Below are 24,633 nucleotides of genomic sequence, written 5' to 3' on the forward strand. Positions count from 1 at the left end.
CGTGACGCTACCGCAGAAACAAGGACCCGAATCGTCGTCTATTAGTCAAACGACATCCCGGGTGAAGTACTGAACTTTGGAGGAAAGGGTTGCATGTTTGATTGAAAATTGCAAACGTTCTGTTTGACGGAGAGATAACGCCTTTGGTAAAATTTTGATTTATCGGTCAATTACACCACACACACGGTTTTCATCCCTCTCCCCGGCCCGTTCCCGTCGGTTGAAACCAGTATGGAGGCTTCATATAGCCCCTGCCACCGTGCTCTTCGAAGCCCGGGACAATACCGGCATCCTGCGTCTCAACCGGCCCCACCGCATGAACGCCGTCATTGAACGCATGTACGAAGAGCTGGGGTCTGTCCTGGACTCTCTCTCTTCAGACCTCGCCATCCGGGCCCTGATCATCACCGGTGCCCCCCCCGTAACAGACACGCCGCTCCCCAGCCCCCCCAAAGAGGCCTTCTGCGCAGGGGCGGACCTCAAGCACCACGCCGACGGGCAGCGAACCGCCGAAGAAAAAAAAGCCTACATTGAACTGGCCCATGCCACCTGCCTCAAACTCCGAACCCTTCCCCTACCCGTTATCGCGGCGGTCAACGGGCCGGCCAGGGGGGCAGGTACCGAGCTGGCCCTTAACTGCGATTTCGTCATCATGGCCGACACAGCCACCCTGGGATTTCCCGAAACCGGCCTCGGCACCATGGTGGGGGGCGGTGTCACCCGCCACCTGGAACGCATCGTGGGCCTTGCGCGGGCCCGGGAGCTCATCTACACAGGAAGAATTCTCACGGGCCCCGATGCCGTGGAGACCGGCCTGGCCCTTGCCAGCGTCCCACGGGATCATCTGATGGAGGAGGCCCTGGCCCTTGCCGCACGCATGACCGACAAAGCGCCCCTTTCCATGGCCCTTGCCAAATCCCTCATGGAACGGGCCCCCGCCCTCACCCTGGAAGAGACCTACGACGAAGAGACCAAGGCCATCATTGCCTGCATGAAAAGCCGGGACTGGCAGGAGGGCATTGACGCCTTTCAAGAGAAGCGCCGACCCATATTCAAGGGGGTGTAGCCATGGAAGACCTTCATCGCATACTCAACGCAGACTCCGTGGCCGTCATCGGCGCGTCGCGGGATGAGACCAAACGGGGCTACCAGGCCGTGGCCACCCTGAAGAAGAGCGGGTTCGAAGGGGGCATCTACCCGGTCAACCCACGGGAACGCCGCGTCCTCGGCCTGAGATGCTACGCCGACGTGGAGGAGATCAAAGAGCCGGTGGACCTGGCCCTCATCACCACACCCGCCTCTACAGTCCCGGGCCTCCTGGCCCAATGCGGCCGCAAGGGCATTGCAGGTGCCGTCATCATTGCAGGGGGCTTCGGCGAGATGGGCCCCCAGGGCAAGCACCTGGAAGACGAAATCCTGGAGACAGCCCGGGCTCACAAGGTGCGACTGGTGGGGCCCAACACCTCGGGCATCATCAACATGTGGACGGGACTCAACCTGGTGGGACTCTCCAACGTCCCCAAAGGAGACATCGCTCTGCTTACCCAGAGCGGCAACATCGCCCTTCACCTCATCACCGAGGCCACCCTGCGAAGCCACAAGGGCTTTTCCTATTATGTGGGGGTGGGCAATGAGTCGGACATCCATTTCGACGAATACCTGGAGTTTTTCCGGCACGACGAGAAGACCAAGGCAATCCTCATCTACGTTGAAGGGCTGCGGGACGGCCGCACCTTTCTCCAGCAGGTCTACAAAACCTCCCGCCAGAAACCCATCATCCTGCTGAAAAGCGGCCGGACCTCCACGGGGCAAAAATCAGCGGGGTCCCATACCGGGGCGCTGGCAGGCATCTCCGAGGTGGCCCGCACCTCCTTTGAGCGGGCGGGAATCATCAACATCGAACACCCGGACCAGCTCTTTCCCGTGGCCGAGACCCTCTCCAGCCTGCCGCACATCCGCAACAGAAAGGTAGCCATCCTGGCCGACGGGGGCGGGCACGCCACCATCGCCTCGGACCTCCTCACCGATCTGGGCCTTGAAATCCCCACCCTGTCGGAGCGATCCCAGGCCAAACTGCGAGAGATCCTGCCCCACAATGCCTCGGTATCCAATCCGGTGGATGTTGCCGGGGGCAGTGACGCCAACCCCGAAATCTTTGCCCGCTGCGCCAGGATCATCTTAAACGACGCCAACGTGGGCGGCCTTCTCATTGCCGGGCTCTTCGGGGGCTACGCCATCCGGTTTGCCGAAAAGCTCCGGTTCCTGGAAGAGGACGCTGCCCACCAGATGGGCAAGCTGGTCCAGAGATCGGGCAAGCCCATTGTCCTGCAGAGCCTCTACAATTCGGTGAAGCCCCACTCCCTGGAGCTCCTGCGCTACTACGGCATCCCGGTGTACGAATCCCTGGACATCGCCACACGGTGCGTGGGGGCCCTTTCCCGCTACGGCCAGTACATCTCCGCCTACAAATACAAGACCACCTTTGAATTCAACTGGGGGGCCAAGGCGAAAAAAAAGGCCGTCAAGCTCATCCACAACGCCCGGGCTGAGGGCCGCCGCTATCTCTTTGAACACGAAGCCAAGGAGATTCTGCGCAGCCACGGCGCTCCGGCCATGCGGGAACACCTGGCCAAAACCGCCGACGACGCCGTGCGCCTGGCCGAGGAGATCGGCGGGGCCGTGGTGCTGAAAATCGTCTCCCCGGATATCCTCCACAAAAGCGACGCCGGCGGGGTGCGCCTCAACCTGGAAAACGAGGACCAGATTCGCAACGCCTTCCACCGCATCATCGACAACGCACGGGAGTACAAGCCCGACGCCGTCATCAAAGGGTGCCTGGTAGCCAGCATGAAGAAAAAGGGGGTGGAGGTAATCATCGGCACCAAAATCGACCGACAGTTCGGCCCGGTGGTGATGTTCGGCATCGGGGGGATCCTGGTGGAGGTGGTGCGGGATGTCTCCTTCCGGGTGCTGCCCCTTTCACGTACCGCTGCCTCGCGCATGATCGACGAAATTAAATCCGCCCCGATCCTCAACGGATTCAGAGGATCTCCCGCCCTGGACAAGCAGGCCCTCAGCCAGCTCCTGCTCACCGTCTCGGAGGTGATAGAATCCTACCCGGATATCCAGGAGATGGACCTGAACCCCGTCATCGTCCATGACCAGGGCATCGACATCGCCGACGCCCGTATGATACTGAAAAAAGAGCCCGTGGTCCCCAAGGGATAGGGCTGACTGCACCCCCTATGGCCCCCAAACCAGGAGAACCGCCATGACGGAACCGTCCCCCTTTGACCGCCCGGAATTTCTGAGCCTTCTGTTTCATCCCCGCCCCGGCCTGCCCGTCCTTGAAGAGTCGGACCGCTGCTTTGATCTTTTTATCCCCTCCCATGACGGAGAACGCCTCGCCGTCCGCTGCCACCTGACGGACAAGGCGCTCCCCACCCTCCTCTTCTTCCACGGCAACGGAGAGGTGGCCTCGGATTACGATGAGGCAGCCTCCCACCTCACCGGGTGCGGATTCAATCTGGTCATTGCAGAATACCGAGGCTACGGCCTCTCCCGGGGCGAACCGTCCGTGGCCCATATGCTGGCCGACGCCAGGGCAACTTTTGCCTTTGTAAACCCATGGCTCATCAAAAAAGGGTACACAGGCCCCATGGTGGCCATGGGGCGATCCCTGGGCAGCGCCCCGGCCATGGAACTGGCCGCGGCCTTTCCCGACACGATCCGTGCCCTGGTCATCGAAAGCGGCTTTGCCCGCCTCGGCCCCCTGTTGCGTACCATCGGCCTTCCCCACTGGGTGGAGCTGCCCGACGAATCCGAAGGCCCCGCCAACCTGGCCAAGATCAGCACCTACCCAGGGCCGCTGCTCATCATCCATGCCCACGAAGACAGCATCATCCCCTTCCACGAAGGGGAAGACCTCTTTGCGGCCTCGCCTTCCTCGGAAAAACAGTTCCTGGGGATCCGGCACGCCGGGCACAACGACATCTTCTACGTGGGATTCCGCGACTACCTGGAGAGCCTGGCCCGCCTCTCCCGTCGCCTCATGACCTGACCCAGCTCCCCCAGTTTTGCCTCCGGCGGCCCTGGGGGGCCAAATATTTAAAAAGTTTGACAAACAGATTTTATTTTTTGAGGATTCGTCCCTACAGGGCATAGCCCCCTCTTCTTTTTTAATTACCGGTTTAATTACCGGAATGTTTTTGCGAAGCTTTTTTCAAAAAGCGACCCGCCGCGGTTCGATTAAATGCGCTGCCCCTGCCCCCTTCGTTTCCCTTGGGATGAAGGGTTCATTGAGAATGACCGGAAACGGCAAACCCCGAGGTCAGCTCGCCGAGGGTCCTGGAAAGCCCCTCAAGCACCCGGGCACTCTGCGCCACATTGCCGCTGTTTACCGTTATCTGCTCGGAGAGGGTCTTGTTGCCGTGAACCGCATCCCCCATGTCACCTGCGACGCCCGTGGTGACAGCCACGGCCCGAGCGCCCTCGGCCAGGTCCTCGGTGGCTTTTTTCAGGTATCTGGAGACCTCCTGCCCGTTCGCTGTCTGGCAGGCTACGGCGTTGTCGATCCCCTGAATGCGGGACCGAATCAGGCCGATCTGAAGGGTGGCCTCCTCCATGGCCGTCACCGTGGAGCAGACCGCCTCCTGAATCCGGGTTATTTTCTCACCGATCTCACGTGTGGAGACCGCTGTCTGGGCGGCAAGGCCCTTGATCTCACCTGCCACCACGGCAAATCCCCTGCCTGCGTCACCTGCACGGGCCGCCTCGATGGTGGCGTTGAGGGCAAGCAGGTGTGTCTGGTCGGAAAAATCGTTGATGGTTTCTGTAATCTCGCCGATGGCCGTTGCACCTTCACCCAGACGTTGGGCCTCCCGCACCGCATCTCCCATGCGCCCGGCCGCGGTTTCTGCCTCCTGGCGGGCCTCTGCTGTCTCTTCGGAGATCCCGCCAATGGCTTCGGCCATGCCCTCAACCGATTTGAAAACAGAAAGACCGTCCCGACGTGCCCCGTCCATGACCTCCCCCACCAACCGCATCTCCCTGTCCAAGGTAGCAGAGACATCACTGAGCAGAAGGGAGTTACCGCTCGCTGAGGCAGCATCCCGGGCCATGCACCCGGACAGCCGGATCAACCCTTCCGAGGCGCCGCCAAGGTGCTCTGCGTTGTCGGCAATGGAGGCAAACACATGCTGGAACCGGTCCATGATGGCGTTGACATGCCCCACAAGCCCTCCCACCTCGTCCCGGGTCGTGGCAGAAAGCCGGGTGGTCAGGTCCGCCTTGCCCGAGGCCAACCCTTCCAGGGTCTGTGTCACCTGCCGCAGGGGGCGCACCAGTCGCCGCGAAAGCCACCCGCTCACAAGCCCGGTGACCAAAAGACACGCGGCCGCCGATAGCAGGAGCCCCAGCGTTTCGCTACCGCAGGGCCGCCACCCCCGCCTCCTTTTCCCGGACCATGGCATCGATCTCATCCAGGTAAATCCCGGTGTGAAGGACCCACCCCCAGGGTTCGTAGAGCCTGACATAGGAGAGTTTGCGTACCTGTGCACCCGTAACCGGATGGAGCCAGGTGTGCTCGATGAACCCCTCGCCCCGGCTTTGGAGCAGCGCCTCGGTCTTCTCCCGAAACGCCGACCACAAGGGGTCACCCATCTCCTCGATCTGCTTGAGCTCCAGGGAGGTGTCCGAAGGATGCATCATGACCATGCCGCTGCGGTCCATGATGCCGAAGCTCTCTATCCCTTCGTTGCCGAACCGCGTTGCCGAAAGGGCCCGCAGGGCATCTTCGTAAAAATTGGCGGTCTCAAAAATCGAAAGGGCAGACAGGACAAGGTCCTGGATCCGCCCTTTGCGTTCTTCCAGCATCTGCAGCCGGAACGATGCCATCTCCGTGCAACTGCGCTCCCTGAGGGATGCCGTCGTGATCAGCACCGTGACCACGGCAAACACCGTCAGGCACACCGTCACCAGCGCGAGGTTCTTCTTTGCAATACTCACCACATCCTCCTTCACCGACCCGTTCAAAGAAATCCCGTTGTCTCCCAATACGTTCAAGGTTGAAGAACGGTATACGGAGCCCGTGTGAGGATTTTGTAAGGGCCGTGTGAGGCTATGGTGAGGATCCCCGTCGTTAAAGGCGTTCAGGGACTTTGGGTCAAAGGGTTTTCAGCCGGAGAAACGTCAGGAACCGCTCCCATGACCTCCGGTCCGCTTCGGGCCGGTACCGCTTGCTGTCAAACACGGTAAAGGCATGGGGTGCGCCCCCGTAGGTCACCATCTCATGGGCAACACCGGCCCCTTCAAGGCTCTCCGCCAATTCGGCAAAGGAGTCCATGGGGATGGCGTCATCGGCGGTGCCGTGCATCACGAGGATCTCTCCTTTGACCCGGCTGTAATCCTGTCCCTCAGGGGTAGAGAGCCCTCCATGAAACAGGACAAACCCCTTGAGATCTGCACCGGAACGCGCCAGCTCCAGAACCGCGGCACCCCCAAAGCAGTACCCTGCCGCCACCGCGTTTCCGGTGTTCGCCCCCAGGGAGGCGGCTTTAGCTAAAGCCCCGTTCATGAGGGCCCGCATTTTATCCCGGTCTTTGTAAAGCTCGCCGGTGTGCTCCCTTCGATCCTGCACCTTGGTGGGACGGATCCCCGCCCCAAAAAGGTCCGCCGCAAAGACGGCATACCCCTCCTCTGCCAGCATGCGGGCACGGGTCACCTCATACGCAGTCAACCCGTCCCAGTCGTGGAGCAGCAGAACAAGGGGGGCGCCCTTTTCCGGTGATACATAATACCCTTCGTAATCCTGCCCGTTCACCTGGTAGCGAACCGACTTCCCGCTGTCGGCAAAAGCCGATGCAGAGACCACGAGGGCCGCACACACACACACAAGGTAACGCATCATTCGCGCCTCCAATTTACCCCCGGCAAAATACCAGGGACTTTTAAGCCATGAGACCCTTGGGTTAGCCAAGAACCGCCTCCACAAGAAAAGGGCCCGGCTCTTTCAGGGCTGTTTGCAGGGCTGCCACGAACGCCTCGGCGGTTCGAACCGACAGGGCGGGCACCCCGAACCCACGGGCAATCTCCGTCCAGCCGATGTCGGGTCGCGACAGGTCCGTCAGGCTCTGGGTCATGGGTCCTGGATCGGTGTTGCCCGCCCGGGCCACCTCCAGCTTAAGGATGTCGTAACTCTTGTTGGAGCAGATCACGGTTTTGATGTTGAGATTCTCCCGGGCCTGGGTCCAGAGCCCCTGGACGGTGAACAGGGCGCTCCCGTCGGCCTGAAGGGCCAGGACGGGACGATCCGGGCAGGCCAGGGCCGCGCCAATGGCCATGGGAATGCCGCAGCCGATGGCGCCTCCGGTGATGGTGAGGGTGGTGTGGGGGGAGACGTTTGCCGCCAGGGGATGGTAGAAGAAACCCGAGGTGATCCCCTCGTCCACCACCACCGCCTCTTCGGGCTGAAGGGCGGCAAAGGCCTGTCCCAGGGTTTCCAGGGTCAACGGCCCCTTGGGAAGATCCGGCAGGCGGTACTCGGGCACAGGACACAGGGGGGAATCCGCGGAGAGGCCCAGGGCATCGGCCAGGTCCTGGAGAGTGCGGCCCACATCCGCTTCTGGTTTGCAAAGCGTGCTCTCCCGTGCCTCCTCCACCAGGCGACCGCTCACCCCCGGGTACCCGAAAAAGCCCACGGGAGAGGGAGCCCCCACCAGCACCACCAGATCATAGGGCGCCAGCGCATCCCGTGCCGATTCCGGGAAATACGGAAGCCGTATGGGGCTGGGCATGCCCGCCCCCCGTTCGATGCGGGCGGCAAAGGTTTCATGGAAAAGAGCCGCCCCGCAGGCTTCGGCCACCTGGCCTGCAAGGCGCAGCCCCTCACCACCCAGGGCCTGGCCCCCCAGAAGGAGGGCGGGTTTTTCTGCGCGGTTCAGGGCACGGGCAACAGCCGCAACGGTCTCCAGCGGCACGGTCTCCCGCCTTGCCGCGGACAGCACGGACAGGTCCCCTTCCACCTCCGCGGACTGAAGGTCATGAGCAAAAACAAGGTGGGAGATGAGCCCGCGGGTGGCTGCCCCGTAGCATTCGGCAAAGGCCGTGCCCGCATCCGCGGCTTCGAGCACGGTGCGCACATGGCCCGGAAGGGCGGCGGCCAGGGCCTCGATGGGCATGGCCAGGGGCGGATCAAAGGGTCTGTGGGCCGTGGTGTGCTCGCCAATGATGTTGATGACGGGGCTTCGGGCCCGCCGGGCGTTGTGCAGGTTGGCCATGCCGTTGGCGTATCCCGGGCCCAGGTGCAGCACGGTGAGGCCCGGCACCCCGGCCATGCGCGCATACCCGTCTGCAGCACCGGTGGCCACGCCCTCAAAGGGGCAGAGGACCGGCCTCACCCCCTTTACCCGATCAAAGGCCTCCACCAGGGGCATCTCCGTGGTACCCGGGTTCACAAAACTGTAGCGTATCCCTGCGGCTCCCGCCGCGCTGAAGACAAGGTCTGCGGCTCGCATGGTCCCTCCCGTGGGTATGGGTTGTCCCGTCAACAGGATTTCCCTTCAACAGGTCCTTCAGGGAAGATAAGCATACATCCCGGAATAACAATGCAATCCTGCGATGCGTTTTAACTGGCATCCCCATATCCGCCGCCGCCCGGTGTGAGAATGCGAAGGCGCTGGCCCGGGGCAAGGCACACCTGGTTTTTGGACCCGAGGTTCAAGGGAGAGCCATCGGTGCGGATCAAAAGATTTTGACCGGGCTTGCCGGGCTCTCCGCCCTTGAGGCCGTAAGGCTGAAAAACGCGACGTTCGGAGAGGATGGCAGCGTCCAGAGGAGCAAGGAACTCCAGGTCCCGGATGAGGCCGTCGCCCCCCGGATGGGCGCCCTCACCGCCGGAGCCCTTTCGAATGGAGAACTCACGCAGGAGCACGGGGTATCGACGCTCAAGGATCTCGGGGTCGGTGATGCGGGTGTTGGTCATGTGGGTGTGGACCCCGGACTGACCGTCCCAGGTGGGCCCGGCCCCGGCGCCGCCCCCGATGGTTTCGTAGTAGCCAAAGGTCTCGTTGCCGAAGGTGAGGTTGTTCATGCAGCCCTGGGAAGCGGCGGCCGTGCCAAAGGCCTTGAGGACCACGTCGGTGATGCGCTGGGAGGTGAGGACGTTGCCCCCCACCACGGCGGCATCCGGTGAGGGGGCAAGGAGAGATCCCTCGGGGATATGGATTTCGATGGGTACCAGGCACCCGTGGTTCAGGGGCAGGTCTTTTTGGATGAGGCAGCGCAGGCAGTAGAGAATGGCCGAGGTGGTGACGGCCTTTGGGGCGTTGACGTTGCCCCACACCTCCGGGCCTGTGCCGTTAAAATCAAAGCGGGCGCTACCCTCACGCCTGTCGATGGTGAGGGCAAGGGAGATGGGGGAGCCGTCGTCGAGGTGGTCCGTGGCACGCACCGTATCCACCTCGGCCATGCCGTTTTTCAAGGAGAGCTCCTTCAGCCGCTGCCGCACCGCTTCCTCGGCGGCGTTCTGCACGTGGGCCATGTACGCCTGGACCACGTCCAGGCCGTCATGGTCCACCATCTCCAGAACCAGGGCGATGCCTTTCTGGTTGGCGGCCACCTGGGCCCTTAAGTCCGACAGGTTGTCGGCCAGGAGCCGGGTCCCGGAAGCGGGCGGAGACCCGGGTTCCCTTTGGGCCTTTGCCGGAGCCATGAGCAGCTCACGGATCCCCTCCTCCTGAAACACCCCGTTTTCCACCAGCTTAAAGGAGGTGATGCGGGCCCCCTCCTCCCCAAGGGTCTTGGAGTGGGGAGGCATGGACCCCGGCGAGATACCGCCGATGTCGGCGTGGTGACCCCGGGAAGCCACCCAGAAGATAATCTCCCCTTCACGGAAGACCGGTGTGATCACCGTGATGTCCGGCAGGTGGCTGCCTCCGGCCCCAGGGTCGTTGCTCACCAGCACATCGCCTACCTTGAGATCTTTCCCCCGCATGCGGATCTGGGCCTTCACCGCCTCGCTCATGGCGCCCAGATGCACCGGAAGATGGGGGGCATTGGCCACCAGCTCCCCGTGGGGGCCGAAGAGGGCGCAGGAGAAGTCGAGACGCTCCTTGATGTTGGTGGAGACCGCCGTCTTCTGGAGCATGCGCCCCATCTGCTCGGCGATGGACATGAACAGGTTGCTGAAGATGGACAGGCGCACGGGATCCACGGAGGTATCGGTGGGCGGGAGATCATCGACTCCGACGTCAATCGACCATCTGATAAGGGGAAACCCTTGCCGTGCACCCCGGCTCCACCACGATGGTGGTGGTCTCATGGACAATAAGGGCGGGGCCCTGAAGAGACGTGCCCGGGCCGAGGTCATCCAGTCGGTAAAGCGGGGTGTCCCGGGTCCCGAAATCAAAACGACAGGTCACCCGGTTCAAAGGGACAGCGGGCCCCTGGCCGGTGCCATGGGTTGCCTGCGAGCGCCGCGGACCTTGCCCCTGGCCCGCACCCTCAGGTCGTCCACCACGATCTTTCGGTCCTTGAGGGTAAACCCGAACTCTCGGCTGTAACGTTCCAGAAAAGAAGAAACATAATCGCCATCATCAGGGCACGCCACCATCAAGGCCGTGTCCGTGCCCTGGTAGCGCAGGTTAAGGTACCGGGTGCACTGAATCTGACGTGGTGAAAACCCTTTGGCCACGAGTTTCTTTGCCGCCTCCTCCTCCAGGCGATCCAGGTCCCTGTCCAGACGCTCCAGGTTTTCGGACGTGGCCTCGGCGGATACGGGAGTCTGTTTTTCCGTCACCACATCGGCCATGCCCATGCCGTAGGCGGAGAGCACACTGGAAAAGCGATGCACAAACACCCGGGACATCCCCAGGGCCCGTGCCACGGCGCAGGCATGCTGGGGCCCTGCCCCGCCAAAGGCAGCCAGCACATGGTCCTTGATGTAAAATCCCCGCATGACGGAGATCTCGCGGATGGGGCGCACCATCACCCTGCTTTCGCTACCGGACCGACCCGAATGCCACCTCCTCCACGGAGTAGGTGGGGCTGTCCCTTGGCCGCATAAAAGGCGTTGACCCGAATCCCTGTAAGTTTGGGGAGGCATGAATGGATGCCTCCCAGTCCAGGGGCAGGTCTTCGGTCTTTCCGAAGATGCGGGGAAAGTGTTCCGGCTGGATGCGCCCCAGCACCAGGTTGGCGTCGGTCACCGTGGCGTACCCGTTTTTGCGGTAACAGACCGGGCCGGGATGGGCCCCTGCGGACTCCGGCCCCACCAGGAACATGCCGTCCTCGAAAAAGAGACGGCTTCCGCCCCCTGCGGCCACGGTGCGGATATTGAGCTGGGGTGCCTGGATGCGCACCCCTGCGGTTTCGGTCTCAAAGGTCAGGTCAGTCACTGCCTACGGGAGACGCCCAGGTGCTCCCACTTCAAGTCCAGAACCGGCTGGTTCTCCTCTTCCCTGCCGGTGGTCATGGCGTACCCCACCACCCCGCCCGCCGGACCCGAGAGGATGGCCCTGCTGCCGGTGAAGCTGTCGGCGGAAGTGAGTCCCCCGTCGGACTGCATGAAGAGGCAGGTTTCGCCTTTAAGCGTCCCTTTAAACCCTTTTTTGAACCCATGGAGATAGTTACGGATATGCAGCGTCAGATAGGCATCCACCAGGGTGGTGTCGCCCCGGGGCACCAGCTTGATGCGGGGCATCACAGACGAAGAGAGGGAGACCTGGGAAAAGCCCAGCTCCCGGGCCATGGCCCCGATCCTCTCTTCGTGGTCGGGCCAGGCGTAGGCGTGCAGCAGGACCACGGCCAGCGAGTCGATGCCCCGGCTGCGGACTGCCGACAGCTTTGCCCGGATATCGGCCTCATCCAAAGGGGTTCGGACCACCAGGCGATCCCCGGTGCGGGCCGTCACCACCGGTCCTTCGGGACCCGTTGGGGAGCCCTTGTCATGGTCCGAGAAGAACCGGAGGCGCTCGTCGGCCTCCACCACCTCGGTGTAGAGCAGGTCGGGTTTGCGGATCTCCAGGTCAAAAATGCGGGGGCGGTCCTGATTTCCGATCTGCAGGACATCCCGAAAGCCCCGGGTCACCACAAGGGCCGTGGGGGCCCCTTTGCGCTCCAGCAGGGCGTTTGTGGCCACGGTGGTTCCCATGCGGATCCACTCGATGGCGTCCGTGGGAACAGCCTCAGGCGAAACCGGGGCGCCCGTTACCTCCTCCAGGATGCGCCGGATACCCTCCCTGGGGGCGTCCGGGTAATTGGCAGGGTCCTCCGAAAGGAGCTTGATCACGCGAAACCCCGGCTCCCCCGGAACCTCAGCGTACACATCGGTAAAGGTCCCACCGCGATCAACGGAAAATCGGAACAACCCAGTCCCTTTCATCATCCCCCCTTTTTCCAGAGCAGCTCCCGGAGCCCCGAGGCCCGCTGGGTTCGCCTGCCCAGTGCTTTATCAAGAATCTCGGGCGCGCTCCACAAAGCCACCTCTTCCCGGGCCCGGGTGATGCCCGTGTAAACCAGCTCCCGGGTCAGCACCGGAGCATCACTCTCCGGAAGCACCAACACAACATGGGTGAACTCCGAGCCCTGGCTCTTGTGAACCGTCATGGCAAACACCGTCTCCACCCTGGGCAGCCGGGCGCTGTGGATATACCGCATGCCACCGATCTCATCCGGAAAGGCCACGGCCAGCTCTCCGTTCCTGCGCACCGTGATCCCGGTGTCTCCGTTAAAAAGCCCCAGGGTGTAATCGTTTTCCGTCACCATCACCGGACGGCCCGGGTACCAGAGTTCTCCCCCACCAACCCCCAGGCAGCGCTCCACCAGGCGGTTGATGCGCCCGACCCCGGAAAGGCCCTTTCGCACGGCACAGAGGATGCGAAAGCGGTCCAGGGCTGCCAGCATCTCCCTTGGGTCGCTGAGCCGCCCGTACCCGGCCAGGTGGCGTCGCACCTCGGCCTCCAGCCACTCTTCGACGCCCTTCCCCATGGAGGGGCCGCACAGGCAAAACCCCTGGGCGGTGATACCCGCCAGAGCCTTTGCATCCCCCCGCTCGGCTGCGCTCGCCTGGCCGGTACGCCGGGCAGGCCCCAAGCTGTAAGTTGGCCAAGGGTGGGCCACCGGCATCAAGGGGAGGCTTATGCCCGGTGGAGAGGCGACGGCCCGTGAGTTCGGTGAGGACCTTGCCCTGGGCTTCGGAGACCGTGTCTCCCTTTTTTCCGTAGCAAAGATCCCCCATGACCGAACCTGCCTCCACAGACGCCAGCTGGTCCCGGTCCCCCATGAGGATCAACCGGGTGGAGGGAGCCAGTGAGCGCACGAGCCGCCCCATGAGGGGCAGGTCCACCATGGAAGCCTCATCCACCACCAGGATATCGCAGGGCAGGGTCTCCCCGCTGCGAAAAAGTTCCCGGCTGCCGCGCCCCAGGCTGCCCAGGAGCCTGTGGATGGTGGCCGCTTCCCTGGGAAGGGCAGCTTTGACCGCGTCACTCAGCCCAAGCCGGTCCACAGCCCCTGCCACGGATTCCATGAGACGGGCGGCGGCTTTGCCCGTGGGCGCTGCCAGGGCAATGACCGGGGCGCCGCTGAATCGCCTCCGGTGCTGCTCAACGAGCAGGGCCAGGATCTTGGTGACGGTGGTGGTCTTTCCTGTTCCCGGTCCGCCGGAGATTACGCAGAACCGTGTCACCAGGGCCACGGCCGCCGCCAGCTTCTGCCGGTCGGGCTCGCCGTCGGAAGGCCCCGGAAAATAGCGACCCAGTCCCTCTGTAAGGGCGATCATCTCCTCACGCGCGGGCTCATCCAGCCGGGTTTCCATGGCCATATACCGGGCCACGGCCTGCTGGAACCGGTGATACCGCCGCAGGTAGAGCCGATCCCGCCCGTCCAGAACGAGAAGGGTCTCATCGTCCTCCCCACCGGCTGCGCCCAGGGCACGGAGATGGGCTCCCCAGGCCGCGCCGTCCTTCTCCCAGGTGCACCCGGCAACGTGAACCCCTGCAAACCGGTTCAAATCCACACAGACATGCCCATGACGGCACTCCCGGCTCACCAGGGCCGCAGCCAGGAAAACGGCCTGGTCCTGCCCGTATTTTTTCGCCAGAAACGACGCAAAACTCACATCCGTCAGGGAAAAGCCCTGCTCCGTCCATGACTCCCAGCCCGGGACTCCGCCCGGCTCTTCTTCCACCTGCCCCATGGACTCCTGCTTTAAATTCATTGGATCATCTCTTCCCCGTTGTGGTAAACTGCGCCACGGCATGCGGCCGCCTGGCCGAACAGGCCGGTAAACATTCTTAACCCATCAGTACGACAGGCATAATCATGAAGCTTGAAGAATCATCGTCCATCGACATCATCGCCGCCGTCCTCTCCGAAGCGGTGTCCCATGTACTGGAGATCAGCACTCGCAAATCCATTGCATGCGCAGGAACCCTCCAGACCATCCCCAAGCTCATCATGCGGCCCGACATCAGCTGCTTTGTCCAGCTCAGCGGTGACTTCAACGGACTTATTGTCTTTAATTTCAACGACCGCACCGCCGTCAAGCTCTACCGAAGCTACATGACCTCCATGGGCATTCCCGAAGGAGATCTCGTCAAGGACTTCACCTCCAACGAGGTGACGGACAGCATCGGTGAGATCTTCAACCAGGTGGTGGGTGACTTCACCCGCCTCGTCGAAACCGAATTCGGCCTCTCCATCCTTCGGGGTCAGCCCAAGGTGCTGGCTCTCACCAGCGCCATCACCCTCACCATCGACGCGGACTACCACGAAAACCGGCGCCTGGCCTTCTCCATCGACAACGACCGCTTCCAGGCCGAGCTGGCCCTGGAACAGACCCAATTCACCCGCCTTCCGGATTTCAAGCGCCCGTCGTCATAAGGAGGCGCCGGAGGCTTGTTTCTCAGGCCTGGCATTCAATGAGCAGCTCATCGAGTTCCCGGATGCACCCTTCTTCGGGCCGATCAAAAAAGACCCCGTTGCCGGTTCCGTCTACCCCGCGTAGAAACAGGTACCAGGACCCGGCCATGTGGGTATCGTAATCGTAGGCCTCGCCCAGCTTCAGGGCGAGGTGGCGGTTGAGGGCCACGGTATAGAGAAGATACTGAAGGCCGTAGTGATGCTCCCCCATGGCCTTTGCCAGGGCCTCTTTTCCGTAGCGTTCCGGGCTGTTTCCCAGATGGTTGGACTTCCAGTCGATGATGCCGAAGCCTTCCCCCACCTGAAAGATCAAATCCACAAACCCTTTGAGGTACCCCTGCACCGGAGAAAAACGAAGCCCCTCCATGATGAGCTCCCCGTCGTCAAAGGAGCCGTAACCCCAGCGGTTCAGCACCTCGTTTAAGGCCTCTGCGGTGACGCGTTTCAGGGGAAAGGTGAACTCCATCTCGTGGAGGCGTGAACCGGCTGGCACCTCCTTCAGGACAAACGGGGTGCCAAAGGACTCAAGGGGTGTTGACAGCACCTGGGCCACCATGGTGGAGACAGGCTCTTCCCAGTCCTCCGGGTCGTACCCGTGTCGGGTGAGCAGATCGGTACAGGCCGCGTTCCTGGCCCCAATCGCCGCGTCAAAAGGGGATGGCTCGAATAGAGGGGTAACGGCATCAAGGTGCCCGGCGTGGCCCCTTTGGGAAAGGCAAAGATGCCTTCAGGGGGAATCTCATCATCGGGTTTTGCGTGGGCCCTGGCGTCGTGATCGGCCTCGCCGCTCTCTCTGCCCGAAGAGGCAAGCCCGGAAAAGCTGGTGACCACCCGGGGTTCCGGCGGGATCCCCTCAAAACGGCGCGCCGGTGCAAGCTCGGTGCTGTCTTCCTTGAAGGACAGGGTCTGCACCTCCTCTTCCGGCTCACAGAGTCGGACATCCACGGCCCCTTGGGACGCGGCAGCCACCTCGTGGAGATGGGTGGCCAGCTCGTGTTCACCCAGGGCGCTGATAAGGGAGGCTGCCTCCGGGGCGCTTGCGCTCTCCGGGGCGTGAAGCAGACGGGCCATGGCACTGCGTTCCATGCCCTTCACCCGCCCCCAGGGGATCACCATGTGGTGCCTTGCCCGGGTGAGGGCCACGTAAAGCAGGCGAAGCTCTTCGGCCAGGGATTCCCCGGCGGCCAGGGCCATGTGCTCTTCCAGCTCTTCGGAGCCCGCGTCGTACACCAGGCGTCCTTCCTCCCCGTGATAAAGCGCCCCGCCCTTGGGTTCCCGGTACCCCATGAAAGGAAAGGGCAAAAACACCACGCCGTACTCCAGGCCCTTGCTCTTGTGGATGGTGACGATCTGCACGGCCGTGCGGTCGCTCTCCAGGTGGAGCTGATGCTCCTCCAGTCTTGGCGAGGCCGGCAGTGCATGGGACAGCCCCCACCTCAAGAGCCCCTCCGGTGAGAGGCGCCTTGAAACGGACTCCCGGTGCAACAGCTCCATGAGGTGCTGCATGTTGGTGACACGGCGCTCGCCCTCGGTGATGCCCACAAGGCGCTCATAGGGTTCCTCTGCCTTGATGAAGCCCCGGATCATGGCCATGAACCCGTCCTCCTTCCAGAGGGCATGCCACTCGGCAAAACGAACGCTCCAGCGCTCCAGGTCCCGGGGGGATTCGTCCAGGGAGGCCAGGGTGTCGGCATCCATGCCCATGAGGGTGGTCCCAAGGGCCGCCTTGATGAGGGAGAGGCGCCAGGGCCGGAGACAGGCAGCAAGGAACAGGGCGGTCTCTTCGGCCTCCTCGCTGTCAAAGATGTTGCCGGAGCTGTAGAGAACGGCATGGATTCCCAGGGAGGTCAGGTGATTTTTCACGGCCCGGGCTTGGTCGTTGGTACGCACAATCACCGCCACATGCTTTTCGGAGAGGGGCGCTTCACCAATGCAGGCCCTGCCCTGGCGCCCCAGGCTGAGCAACGAGACCATCTCGGAGCCGCACAGGTCGATGCACAGGTTCTGGGCCGCCTCTTTGGAGAGGGGTTTCTCCCCTGCCTCGAACCGCTGGACCACCATGGCACTCACCGGTGATTCGTCTATGGTCAGGGTCTCTTCGCCCTCGTCCCCTGCGCTTTTCACCGGAGAAAAGTGGATCTGCTCAAAGAGAAAGGGGGAGGTGCCCCGGGAGAAGAAGGTATTGACCGCCCGCACCATTCCCCGGGTGCTGCGGTAGTTCACATCCAGGGTGTACCCTTTTTCCGCTTCTCCGGCGGCCCTCAGATAGGCAAAGATATCGGCCCCCCGGAACCCGTAGATGGCCTGCTTGGGGTCCCCGATCATGAACAGGGTGGTCTCTTTAAAGAGCTGATCAAAGATCTCGTACTGCTCGGGGTCCGTGTCCTGAAACTCGTCGATGAGGGCCGCGTCGTAGTTTTGCCCCACGCTCCGGGCAAGGCGCTCCCCCCCGTTTGCCCCAAGGGCCCCGGCCACCCGGGAGAGGAGGTCGTCAAAGCCCATGATCCCGGCCCGCTCCTTTTCCCGGTCCATGGTCTCGTCCACGTACCGCGCAAGGGCAATGCAGTGGGCAACAAGGTTCCCTTCATAGAGCGCCTTCAATTCGTCCAGGGCTTCCAGCAGGGGCTCCATCACCTCAAACAGGGGGTTCTCGGCCACGGCTTTTCCCTTTTTAGCGGCAGCCTGCAGGGTGGCCCGGGAGAGCTTCTCCAGGTCCTTTGTGTCGCCAAAGGGAATACTGCCGGAAAAAAGGGCACGGGCCGCAGCCCCCGCCTTTTTGTCCACCCCTTTGCGGTACTTGTTTCGGTTCAGGGCAGGGTCTGTGGCCAGGATGGCCAGGGCACTCTCCTGCTCTTCCTCCCACACCAGGGCGGCCCGTTGCTGAAGCTCGGCAAACCGCATTTCGACATCGGCCACGGGCAACGGCTCAGAGTCGGGCAGAAAGGTGATGCGGGACAAGGGGGTGCTGAAGGAAAGAAACGCCAGGAGCCCTTCGGGCAAGATCTTTCGATCCTTGATCCACGCCGCGTACAGAGCAGAGACCCCCTCCACCATACGCCTGTAATAGTCCTCCACCGCCCGCTGTTTCAAATGGTTCAGGTCGGTGACCAGCTCCATGTCCAGGGGGGAGCCGGTCTCAAAGGCGTGGTCGGACAGAAGGCGCCTGCAGAACCCGTGGATGGTAAAAATGGCTGCCTCGTCAAAGTTGCGCAGGGCGGCCCTCAGGCGACCGGCCGCCTCGTCCCGGCCCTCCTTTTCGTAAAACAGGGTGGCGTAAAAGGGATCCTCATGGGGCGCCCCTTCCAGGAAAGAGAGGGCCTCGCGCAGCCGTCCCCGGATCCGCTCGGCCAGCTCCTGGGTGGCGGCTTCGGTGAAGGTCACCACCAGGATGCGGTCCACGGAGATCTTCTCTTCCACCACGAGACGCAGGTACAGGGCGGCGATGGTGTAGGTTTTTCCGGTTCCAGCGCTTGCCTCGATGAGGTTCCGACCGGAAAGAGGTGTGGCTGCAAGGTCCAGGGTTGCCAGGGTATGTGTCATTGTTCGGTTGCCTCCAGCATGGGGCGGAAAAGAAGTTCAGCACATCGCGCAAAGGCGGGCTCTGCAAGGGGATCCCGTCCTCGCACCGCCGTCCGTATCCAGGGATCGTTGAGGTCTGCCATCACGGAGAAGGCATTTCCGTAAAACGCGGAACGTGCCTTTGCCATGGCCTTGGCCTCATCCCGGGTCTTAGCCAGCTCCCGGGCGTAGGTTTCGGAGGCAAGGGGGAACAGAGGCAAGAGCGCCCCCTCCCCCGCGGCAAAGAGCTGGACAAGGTCTTCCAGACACGCCCTCGGATTGGGGGGCACCACCATGGAGGTGATCTCTGCCCCTCCGGTTTTGCGATCCAACCCCACCACAACGGCACGGGACACGGCCATGCCGGACTCGGCGGCCATAAGGAGGCGCACCCAGGCGGAGATCAGGTCCCTGCTGCGGACCTTGCCGAAGCGCCCCGCCACCAGGGTCTCCCCAAAAAAGGGCCCCACCTCGCCCGACAGAGCGACACCGGAAACTTCAGCCCACCGTCGCTCCACACAAGGTTCTTCTCCGTCCACCAGGGATGCCACGGCCTCGGCCACGGCCCCCGCCTCATGGGTCAGTTCCCGAAGCAGGTGGGCCCCCACTTCCCCCCTGGGAAGGATCCCCATGCCGGAGACCACGCCCTGGGCTTTTTCCAAAGCGTCCCCGTTCAGGGCCCGTTCAAACAGAAAGGTCCCGGCCCGATACCGATCCAGGCCAGTGAGGGTAAAGGGTTCGCAGCTCTCCGGGGCCTCCTCCCCGGCCCCCAGTTCCATGCCGAGCCCCTCCCGCAGAAGATACCGGCACGGATGGGCCAGAAACGCCTCCAGGGCCTCAAGGGAGAGCCCCGGGGGCAGGACAGGTGCGCTGTCCGGATCGGCAAGGCGCGCAAAGGGCGGGGGCGGCACCGGCACCTGGGCCATGCGGCCTGCCACACGGCGACTGGCCGCATCAAAGGTAAACAGCCGGGAATCCCCGGGCTGGAAACAGCTGCCGGAAAAGGGGTGCAGGGGATGGGCCACCACAACCTGCTCCGAGGCCGCCCCGCCGGTCATGCCGTCCACGTAGTCCAGAAGCTCGGAGAGCAGCACCGAGGGCTGAAGGGTGCTGTTGTCCCGGATGCTCTGGCCGGTGTAGCTCACCCAGAGGGTCTCCCGCACCGAAAGGAGGATCTCCAGAAAGAGGTAACGATCGTCCTTCCGCCGGGATCGGTCCCCCCTGCGCGGGGAGGCGGCGATGAGATCAAAGCCCGGGGCCTTGTGCTGGCGCGGAAAGGTGCCGTGCCCCATGCCCAGGATGGCAATGACCCGAAACGGGATGCTCCGCATGGGGAGAATGGCGCAGAAGGTGACCCCGCTGGTGATAAAGCCGGATACCGGGTCCGGTGCGGCCAGGGCGGTCTTGAGGATAAAGCGCACCACGGGATACTCCACGGGTTCTCCGTTTTCCGCCTCCTCCGCGGCATCGCCCATGCGGTTCAGGCAGTCCCGGATTCCCTGGAGCCCTTCTCCGGCCCCCTCGTCATCGGTGAGAAAGGTCCCCAGGACCCACTCGAAAAAATCGACCCACTCCCGGGCGGTCCGGGATGTTTCCAGGCCCTTGACATAGGCTGTCAGGCTGGACAGGAACCAGTTCAGGCGCCCCAGGAGCACCCCGTGTTCCCCCTCCACCGGACCGGCCGGAAGGATCCCGTCATAGAGGGCCGCCTCTTCGTCCCCCACGGCATACCCTGTGAAAAGCCGGTCAAAACCAGCCTTCCAGCTGTTTCCGTCAAAGGGGGAAAAGCCTTCGGCCCCGCGCTGGGAACCGTCCACGCCCCAGCGAACCGAGGTCTCCCGGATCCAGCTGCCCACCCGCTCCAGGTCCCCTTCGTCCACGGCAAAAGCGCTTCGGATGCGGTCGTTTTCCAGAAGTTCCAGAACACCCCCGGCCTCAAACCGGAACCCGGCAAGGTCCAGGAGAAGGAGAAGGGCCTCCACGGCCCGGTCCCCGCTGCCGTTGGCCTGGTCGGCAATGGAAAAGGGAATACGGATGCCCCCTTCCACGCGCCTGCTGAACACCGCCTCGATGACGGGGGCATAGGTGTTGATGTCTGGAGCCATCACAAGGATGTCCGAGGGTTTCAGCTCCGGGTCCTCATCCATCATGGCCAAAATGGCGTCCCGCAGCACCTCCACCTCCCGCAGGGGGCTGTGGCAACTGTGGATGCTCAGGGAGGTGTCGGACGGGTCCAGCACAAAGGGCTCCCCATCACCCCGGGAGCGGTCCTGAAGATGATAGATATCGGACTGCACAGCCCCCAGCAGGGTCTCCCCTTCAGGTTCCACAAAGAGGGGAAACTCCTCCAGGCCGCGTTCGGCCATCATGTCGAAGAACTCGCGCCCCTGGCCTCCCATGGACGCCAGGAGCGGGTTGCCCCCTTCCATGAGAAGGGTTTCGTCCTCCCCCTGATCGAGGCCCTGTTTCTCCTTGAGACGCCGCTGCTCCGAGTCGGAGAGGATGTCTCCCCAGTACTGGGGACAGGGGTTGAGCAGAAAGAGGTTGACCTGGCACACCTGTGACAGGGCGGTGAAGAGTTCCATGTGAAATTCCGGCAGGGAAGAGATGCCAAACACGCACACCCTTTCAGGGACTTTTTCACTATTTTTTTCAGCAGATTCGACCCACGCCTTAAAGTCTTCCATCAGGTGAACCCGGTGGCGAAAATCCAGTGCTCCTCCAGGAGGCTCCGGTAGAGGACCGCCTGGAAATCATCCCCTTCCCCCTTTTCCCACTCCTTGATCATGTCCGGCCGGTAGGTCAGGTAAAAACGGGGGTCCAGGGTGTCGGCCAGGAGTTCGGAGATCTGATACCGCTTCAGGGCGTCGCCGTCCCCGCCCAGAAAATGGGCCACCTGGGCAAAGACGGGCTGCGCCGTCCACGCAGAGAGGTTCCCCATGATCTTCCAGGCCGCGCTCTTGGCGTCAAACCGCCTGGTATCCGCAAAGCCCGGCACGGCCAGGGCAAACATATCCTGGAGAAAGGCGTTGGGAAACCGCCAGCGCACATTGGCGCAGATCCCGTTGTTGCGGGCAAGGGCCAGGGAGAGCCACCGGGCCATGCCCTGGCTCTGAAGCACCACCACGTCCTCTTTCAAGGGGTTGCCTGTGGGGGCTTCCAGGATCTTGGAGAGCCCCATGGCAAGGATTTCCAGGCGATTCCCCGTAAACAGATTCAATCCAGCGTCCATGCGCGTTGGTCTCCGATACCGTCAATAATTCATCGTTAAGGTAAGCCTTGTGTTGATATGCCACTTGCGCCCCACGGACGCAAGATGCCATTTTGACTCCGCCTCCATGTTACCGCTACGGGGCCACCCGGGCCGAGAGGCCCGCTACAGCAGGCTCGAACCCAAAATAGTATTGACAATACAGGCCTTATCACCTAATTTGCTTACCTGAGTTTACAATGATTACACAGAGAACATACATTTCACACCGACAACACGGCAACACCTTCGCAAGAGGGCATCACGGCACGCGCAGCGCAGCTTACGCACCACCGACAACCCACACCCCGAGGCCGTATGGAATTTATCGTTCACATCTTCAAACTCTACCCCAACCTCATCAGCGACCTTGTTCAGGGGGTGGTGTACATCGGCAGTACCCTGCTGTTCCTCAACGCCCTGTGGCTGATTGTCCTGGCCTATCGCCATGCCCGCCTGATCAAGGAGAACGAGCTCATGGCCCTGGCTGCGGACCCCGCAACCCTCGACGACCCCCTGATGACCGCCGCCGTCAAGACCCTCCGCTCCGCCCACGACGAGCATAAGGCCACGGCCTACCCGGTCTCGTTCCTCATCGACGCCACCCACCAGATGATGGAAAACACCTACCACACCCGCTACATCAACAAAATCACCATGATCACCAACCTGCTCCCCCCCATGGGGTTCATCGGCACCATTTTCGGGATGATCATGATCTTCCTGGCCAAGGGAGATCCCAACAGCGACCTCAACACCACCGGACTCGGAGTGGCCCTCTTCACCACCCTCATCGCCCTCACCTGCTTCGTGATCCTCGAGGTGTTCAAAAAAAGCCTCATCAACCTGGCCACCTCTCGCATTGAACGGGCCCTTGGGTACCATCAATCCATTTGTGAAATGACGGCCCCGGCAACGGAAGACGCCCCTCTGTCCGCAGACGCGGCCATCACCCCATAACATCCGGCGAGCACCATGAGATACGACGATTCAAAAATCTGGCTCTTCTCCTTTGCCGACCTGGCCTTTCTGCTCCTCATCGCCTTTACCCAGGCCTCCACCATCGGCAGGAACCCCGTTCACATCGGCGAGATGACCATCCCCAAGGTGGTGGATGCCCAAACCATTTCCAGCCTGGACCAGCCCCGGGTGTCGTACCAGATCCGTGTCCTCAAGCCCACCATCCCCGAAACCACGCCGTTTCAACTGGTGACGGTGGTGGACGGCGTGCTCCATGCTGATGAACACACGTTGAACGCCCAGGACCTGAGCGATCGCCTGACCCAGATGCTCCGTGAAGGCAAGAACCGCCCCATGCTGGTTCCGGACCAGTTTTCCCTGAGCAAGGACACCTTGATGGCCATGTCCCTCATCGAAAAAATCTACGACGACCACGGCAAACGCGTCACTGTCCGAAAAATCTCCGGGATGCCATAGGGCCCGGACCGAAAAAAAAGATCAGAAAAACAAAGATCAGGAAAAGAGGGGACGGAATTCGTCATGCGCACCATTCCCATGCAATATTACGGTTACGGCTCCGCCCGCATCACCATGCCGGGGACCGTCGCCCGTGGTGCTCGCCGCGAATGGCTTGTAAGCCCCTCGCTGATGCTCCTGCTGCTCTCCCTGATCTGTTTTGCCGTGCACAAGCTCCTCTTCAACGAGCCCCTCTCCCTGACCCGTTCCCGAACCATCATCGTCATCCCGCGCACAGAGCCCTTGCCCGAACCCACGGTGGAAAAAAAGATCAGCTTCATCAAGGTGGTGAAAGACGCGGCAAAAAAACGTGCCGAGCCAAGAAAAAAGGAGCTCAAACGCATCCTGGAGCCCCCTGTGGCCCTCCCCAAGGAGCCGCCCCCACCCGCAAAGGCAAAACCCCGCCTGCTGGTACCGCCACCCAGGATGCCCATGGCCCCTCCCCCCAAAGCCCTTGCCACCCCTGCACCTGCACCCCGGCCCCTGACCGAGGTGCGGCCCACGGCTCGGATGAAACCGGCCCCTGATCTCCCGGCCCCACACACCCCGTCACCACGGTCAATGCAACCGGTGACCAGAGAATTGAAGCGAAAAGCAGCCCCTGTACTCTCCACTGCGCAGCCGCAGCCACTGCCCCTCTCTGCCCGGGCCCCCCGGCAGCCCCTTCGGAACCCGGCGCCGCACCGTCCCCACAAAGCCGTTCCAGAGCCCAAGGCAGCTCTGTCCCCGGTCATCACGAAACCGGCTCACGAGGCCCCTGCAGCGGTCCCGGAGGCGCTCCCTCAAAAGCGGTTCACGCCCCTGGCTCTTTCAGATGCACCTGCCGCAATGCCCATGGGCCGAGCCAAAACGCCGTCCCCCCCCCCGGCCCTTGGGGGAAAACCCAGGCGCTCCGGCCCTGCGCCCGTCCTGAGCCAGCTGTCCGCCCCGTCGGCACGCAGCGCAGCCCCGTCGGCGTCCATGGAGGCCCCGGGGCCACGCCAGGGTACAGCCCTCAAGGGGCTTTCTCCTGCGCCGACACAGGGCCCGGCAGCCTTGCCCCTGGCGTCCGTAGGTACCACGCCGACCCAGGAAGAGTCGCGCCCCCGGCGCCCGTCCCTGACCGCACTTCCGGAAAGCCTGCCCACGGGGACGGTCCCGACGCCCTCTGCAGGCGAAGCGCCGGATATCCACGCCCTGGTCACCATCCGGGGAAGCACCCTTGATCACTCGCTGCGTGTCACGAGCCTCAAGGAAGAAATTTACCGAAAAGCACGCCACATGAGTCCGGAGAAGAGCCCGTACACCTTCCGCATAAGGGGGTACACCTGCACGGTGGTCATCCGAAACGGAGCCCCACCAACGGCCCTTCTCAGCTTTGAACCCAACGACGCCACGTTTGAGGTGGTGTCCGCCCTTGAGCGGTCGCTGCCACGGAGGACGATGTAACC

The 24,633-nt window shown here is 62.7% G+C and carries 22 protein-coding genes; 7 read left to right on the forward strand and 15 right to left on the reverse strand.

The genetic code is table 11. The features are described 5' to 3' along the window. Positions 1 to 220 precede the first annotated feature (220 nt). From ACOYW2_RS11540 to ACOYW2_RS11550, 3 genes are read left to right on the forward strand one after another with little or no spacing between them, the layout of a single operon-like run. Complete coding sequence (locus tag ACOYW2_RS11540; protein ID WP_482770486.1) at positions 221 to 1,066, forward strand: enoyl-CoA hydratase/isomerase family protein; 846 nt, start codon at positions 221 to 223, stop codon at positions 1,064 to 1,066. Positions 1,067 to 1,068: 2 nt separating this feature from the next. After that, the gene (locus tag ACOYW2_RS11545; protein ID WP_482416210.1) at positions 1,069 to 3,228 is read left to right on the forward strand and encodes an acetate--CoA ligase family protein; all 2,160 of its coding nucleotides are present in this window, start codon (positions 1,069 to 1,071) and stop codon (positions 3,226 to 3,228) included. A gap of 43 nt (positions 3,229 to 3,271) precedes the next feature. After that, entirely contained in the window at positions 3,272 to 4,060 is a 789-nt protein-coding gene (locus tag ACOYW2_RS11550; protein WP_482770487.1) for an alpha/beta hydrolase, read from the forward strand. Positions 4,061 to 4,295: 235 nt separating this feature from the next. On the opposite strand, the gene ACOYW2_RS11555 is transcribed toward ACOYW2_RS11550, so the two are convergent. The 11 genes from ACOYW2_RS11555 to ACOYW2_RS11605 form a co-directional block, all read right to left on the reverse strand. Then, positions 4,296 to 5,369: a methyl-accepting chemotaxis protein gene (locus ACOYW2_RS11555; RefSeq protein ID WP_482770488.1), complete on the reverse strand. Its 1,074-nt coding sequence runs from the start codon at positions 5,367 to 5,369 to the stop codon at positions 4,296 to 4,298. 55 nt (positions 5,370 to 5,424) lie between these two features. Beyond that, complete coding sequence (locus ACOYW2_RS11560; RefSeq protein ID WP_482770489.1) at positions 5,425 to 6,006, reverse strand: cache domain-containing protein; 582 nt, start codon at positions 6,004 to 6,006, stop codon at positions 5,425 to 5,427. A 157-nt stretch (positions 6,007 to 6,163) separates the two neighbouring features. Next, positions 6,164 to 6,907: a dienelactone hydrolase family protein gene (locus tag ACOYW2_RS11565; RefSeq protein ID WP_482770490.1), complete on the reverse strand. Its 744-nt coding sequence runs from the start codon at positions 6,905 to 6,907 to the stop codon at positions 6,164 to 6,166. Between the two features lie 61 nt (positions 6,908 to 6,968). Further along, positions 6,969 to 8,513 (reverse strand): acetolactate synthase large subunit, encoded by a 1,545-nt coding sequence (locus tag ACOYW2_RS11570; RefSeq protein ID WP_482770491.1) that lies wholly within the window; start codon positions 8,511 to 8,513, stop codon positions 6,969 to 6,971. Positions 8,514 to 8,623: 110 nt separating this feature from the next. Beyond that, the gene (locus tag ACOYW2_RS11575; RefSeq protein WP_482770492.1) at positions 8,624 to 10,210 is read right to left on the reverse strand and encodes a hydantoinase B/oxoprolinase family protein; all 1,587 of its coding nucleotides are present in this window, start codon (positions 10,208 to 10,210) and stop codon (positions 8,624 to 8,626) included. A gap of 37 nt (positions 10,211 to 10,247) precedes the next feature. Beyond that, positions 10,248 to 10,418, reverse strand: coding sequence for a hypothetical protein (locus ACOYW2_RS11580; RefSeq protein WP_482771018.1), 171 nt, complete (start codon positions 10,416 to 10,418; stop codon positions 10,248 to 10,250). A 5-nt stretch (positions 10,419 to 10,423) separates the two neighbouring features. Continuing rightward, positions 10,424 to 10,984, reverse strand: a complete 561-nt coding sequence (locus ACOYW2_RS11585; RefSeq protein WP_482770493.1) for a hydantoinase/oxoprolinase family protein — start codon at positions 10,982 to 10,984, stop codon at positions 10,424 to 10,426. 13 nt (positions 10,985 to 10,997) lie between these two features. Continuing rightward, the gene (locus tag ACOYW2_RS11590; protein WP_482770494.1) at positions 10,998 to 11,393 is read right to left on the reverse strand and encodes a hydantoinase/oxoprolinase family protein; all 396 of its coding nucleotides are present in this window, start codon (positions 11,391 to 11,393) and stop codon (positions 10,998 to 11,000) included. Beyond that, a complete protein-coding gene (locus ACOYW2_RS11595; RefSeq protein WP_482770495.1) occupies positions 11,390 to 12,382 on the reverse strand; it encodes a hydantoinase/oxoprolinase N-terminal domain-containing protein in 993 nt (330 codons plus the stop codon). The genes ACOYW2_RS11590 and ACOYW2_RS11595 overlap by 4 nt, the downstream gene beginning before the upstream one ends. Then, positions 12,379 to 12,762, reverse strand: coding sequence for an ATP-binding domain-containing protein (locus ACOYW2_RS11600; protein ID WP_482770496.1), 384 nt, complete (start codon positions 12,760 to 12,762; stop codon positions 12,379 to 12,381). The genes ACOYW2_RS11595 and ACOYW2_RS11600 overlap by 4 nt, the downstream gene beginning before the upstream one ends. Beyond that, positions 12,725 to 14,215 carry an AAA family ATPase gene (locus ACOYW2_RS11605; RefSeq protein WP_482770497.1) on the reverse strand — a complete coding sequence of 497 codons (1,491 nt, stop codon included), beginning with the start codon at positions 14,213 to 14,215 and terminating at the stop codon, positions 12,725 to 12,727. Before ACOYW2_RS11605 ends, ACOYW2_RS11600 begins: the two co-directional genes overlap by 38 nt. A 104-nt stretch (positions 14,216 to 14,319) precedes the next feature. Between ACOYW2_RS11605 and ACOYW2_RS11610 the strand changes: the two genes are divergently transcribed. After that, the gene (locus ACOYW2_RS11610) at positions 14,320 to 14,880 is read left to right on the forward strand and encodes a DUF3334 family protein (protein WP_482416203.1); all 561 of its coding nucleotides are present in this window, start codon (positions 14,320 to 14,322) and stop codon (positions 14,878 to 14,880) included. A gap of 22 nt (positions 14,881 to 14,902) precedes the next feature. Here ACOYW2_RS11610 and ACOYW2_RS11615 read toward each other — a convergent pair whose 3' ends face one another. The 4 genes from ACOYW2_RS11615 to ACOYW2_RS11630 are packed head-to-tail and all read right to left on the reverse strand — an operon-like array spanning position 14,903 to position 21,709. Continuing rightward, on the reverse strand, positions 14,903 to 15,463 hold the full coding sequence (locus tag ACOYW2_RS11615; protein ID WP_482770498.1) for a PD-(D/E)XK nuclease family protein: 561 nt from the start codon (positions 15,461 to 15,463) through the stop codon (positions 14,903 to 14,905). Continuing rightward, the gene (locus ACOYW2_RS11620) at positions 15,418 to 18,459 is read right to left on the reverse strand and encodes a UvrD-helicase domain-containing protein (RefSeq protein WP_482770499.1); all 3,042 of its coding nucleotides are present in this window, start codon (positions 18,457 to 18,459) and stop codon (positions 15,418 to 15,420) included. The genes ACOYW2_RS11615 and ACOYW2_RS11620 overlap by 46 nt, the downstream gene beginning before the upstream one ends. Beyond that, positions 18,456 to 21,164, reverse strand: a complete 2,709-nt coding sequence (gene recC, locus ACOYW2_RS11625; protein WP_482770500.1) for an exodeoxyribonuclease V subunit gamma — start codon at positions 21,162 to 21,164, stop codon at positions 18,456 to 18,458. Before recC ends, ACOYW2_RS11620 begins: the two co-directional genes overlap by 4 nt. After that, on the reverse strand, positions 21,164 to 21,709 hold the full coding sequence (locus tag ACOYW2_RS11630; RefSeq protein ID WP_482770501.1) for an exodeoxyribonuclease V subunit gamma: 546 nt from the start codon (positions 21,707 to 21,709) through the stop codon (positions 21,164 to 21,166). Before ACOYW2_RS11630 ends, recC begins: the two co-directional genes overlap by 1 nt. Before the next feature lie 336 nt (positions 21,710 to 22,045). Between ACOYW2_RS11630 and ACOYW2_RS11635 the strand changes: the two genes are divergently transcribed. From ACOYW2_RS11635 to ACOYW2_RS11645, 3 genes are all read left to right on the forward strand, one after another. Further along, positions 22,046 to 22,687, forward strand: coding sequence for a MotA/TolQ/ExbB proton channel family protein (locus tag ACOYW2_RS11635; RefSeq protein WP_482770502.1), 642 nt, complete (start codon positions 22,046 to 22,048; stop codon positions 22,685 to 22,687). A 15-nt stretch (positions 22,688 to 22,702) separates the two neighbouring features. Then, entirely contained in the window at positions 22,703 to 23,164 is a 462-nt protein-coding gene (locus ACOYW2_RS11640) for a hypothetical protein (protein WP_482416199.1), read from the forward strand. Positions 23,165 to 23,227: 63 nt separating this feature from the next. After that, the gene (locus tag ACOYW2_RS11645) at positions 23,228 to 24,631 is read left to right on the forward strand and encodes a hypothetical protein (protein WP_482770503.1); all 1,404 of its coding nucleotides are present in this window, start codon (positions 23,228 to 23,230) and stop codon (positions 24,629 to 24,631) included. Positions 24,632 to 24,633 lie beyond the last annotated feature (2 nt).

The organism is Desulfoluna sp. CLI2B (assembly GCF_056847375.1).

Excerpts from the sequence above, each read along its gene's own strand:
- ACOYW2_RS11545 (WP_482416210.1), top strand. The coding sequence starts at position 1,069 with ATGGAAGACCTTCATCGCATACTCAACGCAGACTCCGTGGCCGTCATC.
- ACOYW2_RS11550 (WP_482770487.1), top strand. The coding sequence starts at position 3,272 with ATGACGGAACCGTCCCCCTTTGACCGCCCGGAATTTCTGAGCCTTCTG.
- ACOYW2_RS11565 (WP_482770490.1), bottom strand. The coding sequence starts at position 6,907 with ATGATGCGTTACCTTGTGTGTGTGTGTGCGGCCCTCGTGGTCTCTGCA.
- ACOYW2_RS11570 (WP_482770491.1), bottom strand. The coding sequence starts at position 8,513 with ATGCGAGCCGCAGACCTTGTCTTCAGCGCGGCGGGAGCCGCAGGGATA.
- ACOYW2_RS11585 (WP_482770493.1), bottom strand. The coding sequence starts at position 10,984 with ATGGTGCGCCCCATCCGCGAGATCTCCGTCATGCGGGGATTTTACATC.
- ACOYW2_RS11595 (WP_482770495.1), bottom strand. The coding sequence starts at position 12,382 with ATGATGAAAGGGACTGGGTTGTTCCGATTTTCCGTTGATCGCGGTGGG.
- ACOYW2_RS11600 (WP_482770496.1), bottom strand. The coding sequence starts at position 12,762 with ATGGTGACGGAAAACGATTACACCCTGGGGCTTTTTAACGGAGACACC.
- ACOYW2_RS11605 (WP_482770497.1), bottom strand. The coding sequence starts at position 14,215 with ATGAATTTAAAGCAGGAGTCCATGGGGCAGGTGGAAGAAGAGCCGGGC.
- ACOYW2_RS11610 (WP_482416203.1), top strand. The coding sequence starts at position 14,320 with ATGAAGCTTGAAGAATCATCGTCCATCGACATCATCGCCGCCGTCCTC.
- ACOYW2_RS11620 (WP_482770499.1), bottom strand. The coding sequence starts at position 18,459 with ATGACACATACCCTGGCAACCCTGGACCTTGCAGCCACACCTCTTTCC.
- recC (WP_482770500.1), bottom strand. The coding sequence starts at position 21,164 with ATGGAAGACTTTAAGGCGTGGGTCGAATCTGCTGAAAAAAATAGTGAA.
- ACOYW2_RS11630 (WP_482770501.1), bottom strand. The coding sequence starts at position 21,709 with ATGGACGCTGGATTGAATCTGTTTACGGGGAATCGCCTGGAAATCCTT.
- ACOYW2_RS11635 (WP_482770502.1), top strand. The coding sequence starts at position 22,046 with ATGGAATTTATCGTTCACATCTTCAAACTCTACCCCAACCTCATCAGC.
- ACOYW2_RS11640 (WP_482416199.1), top strand. The coding sequence starts at position 22,703 with ATGAGATACGACGATTCAAAAATCTGGCTCTTCTCCTTTGCCGACCTG.
- ACOYW2_RS11645 (WP_482770503.1), top strand. The coding sequence starts at position 23,228 with ATGCGCACCATTCCCATGCAATATTACGGTTACGGCTCCGCCCGCATC.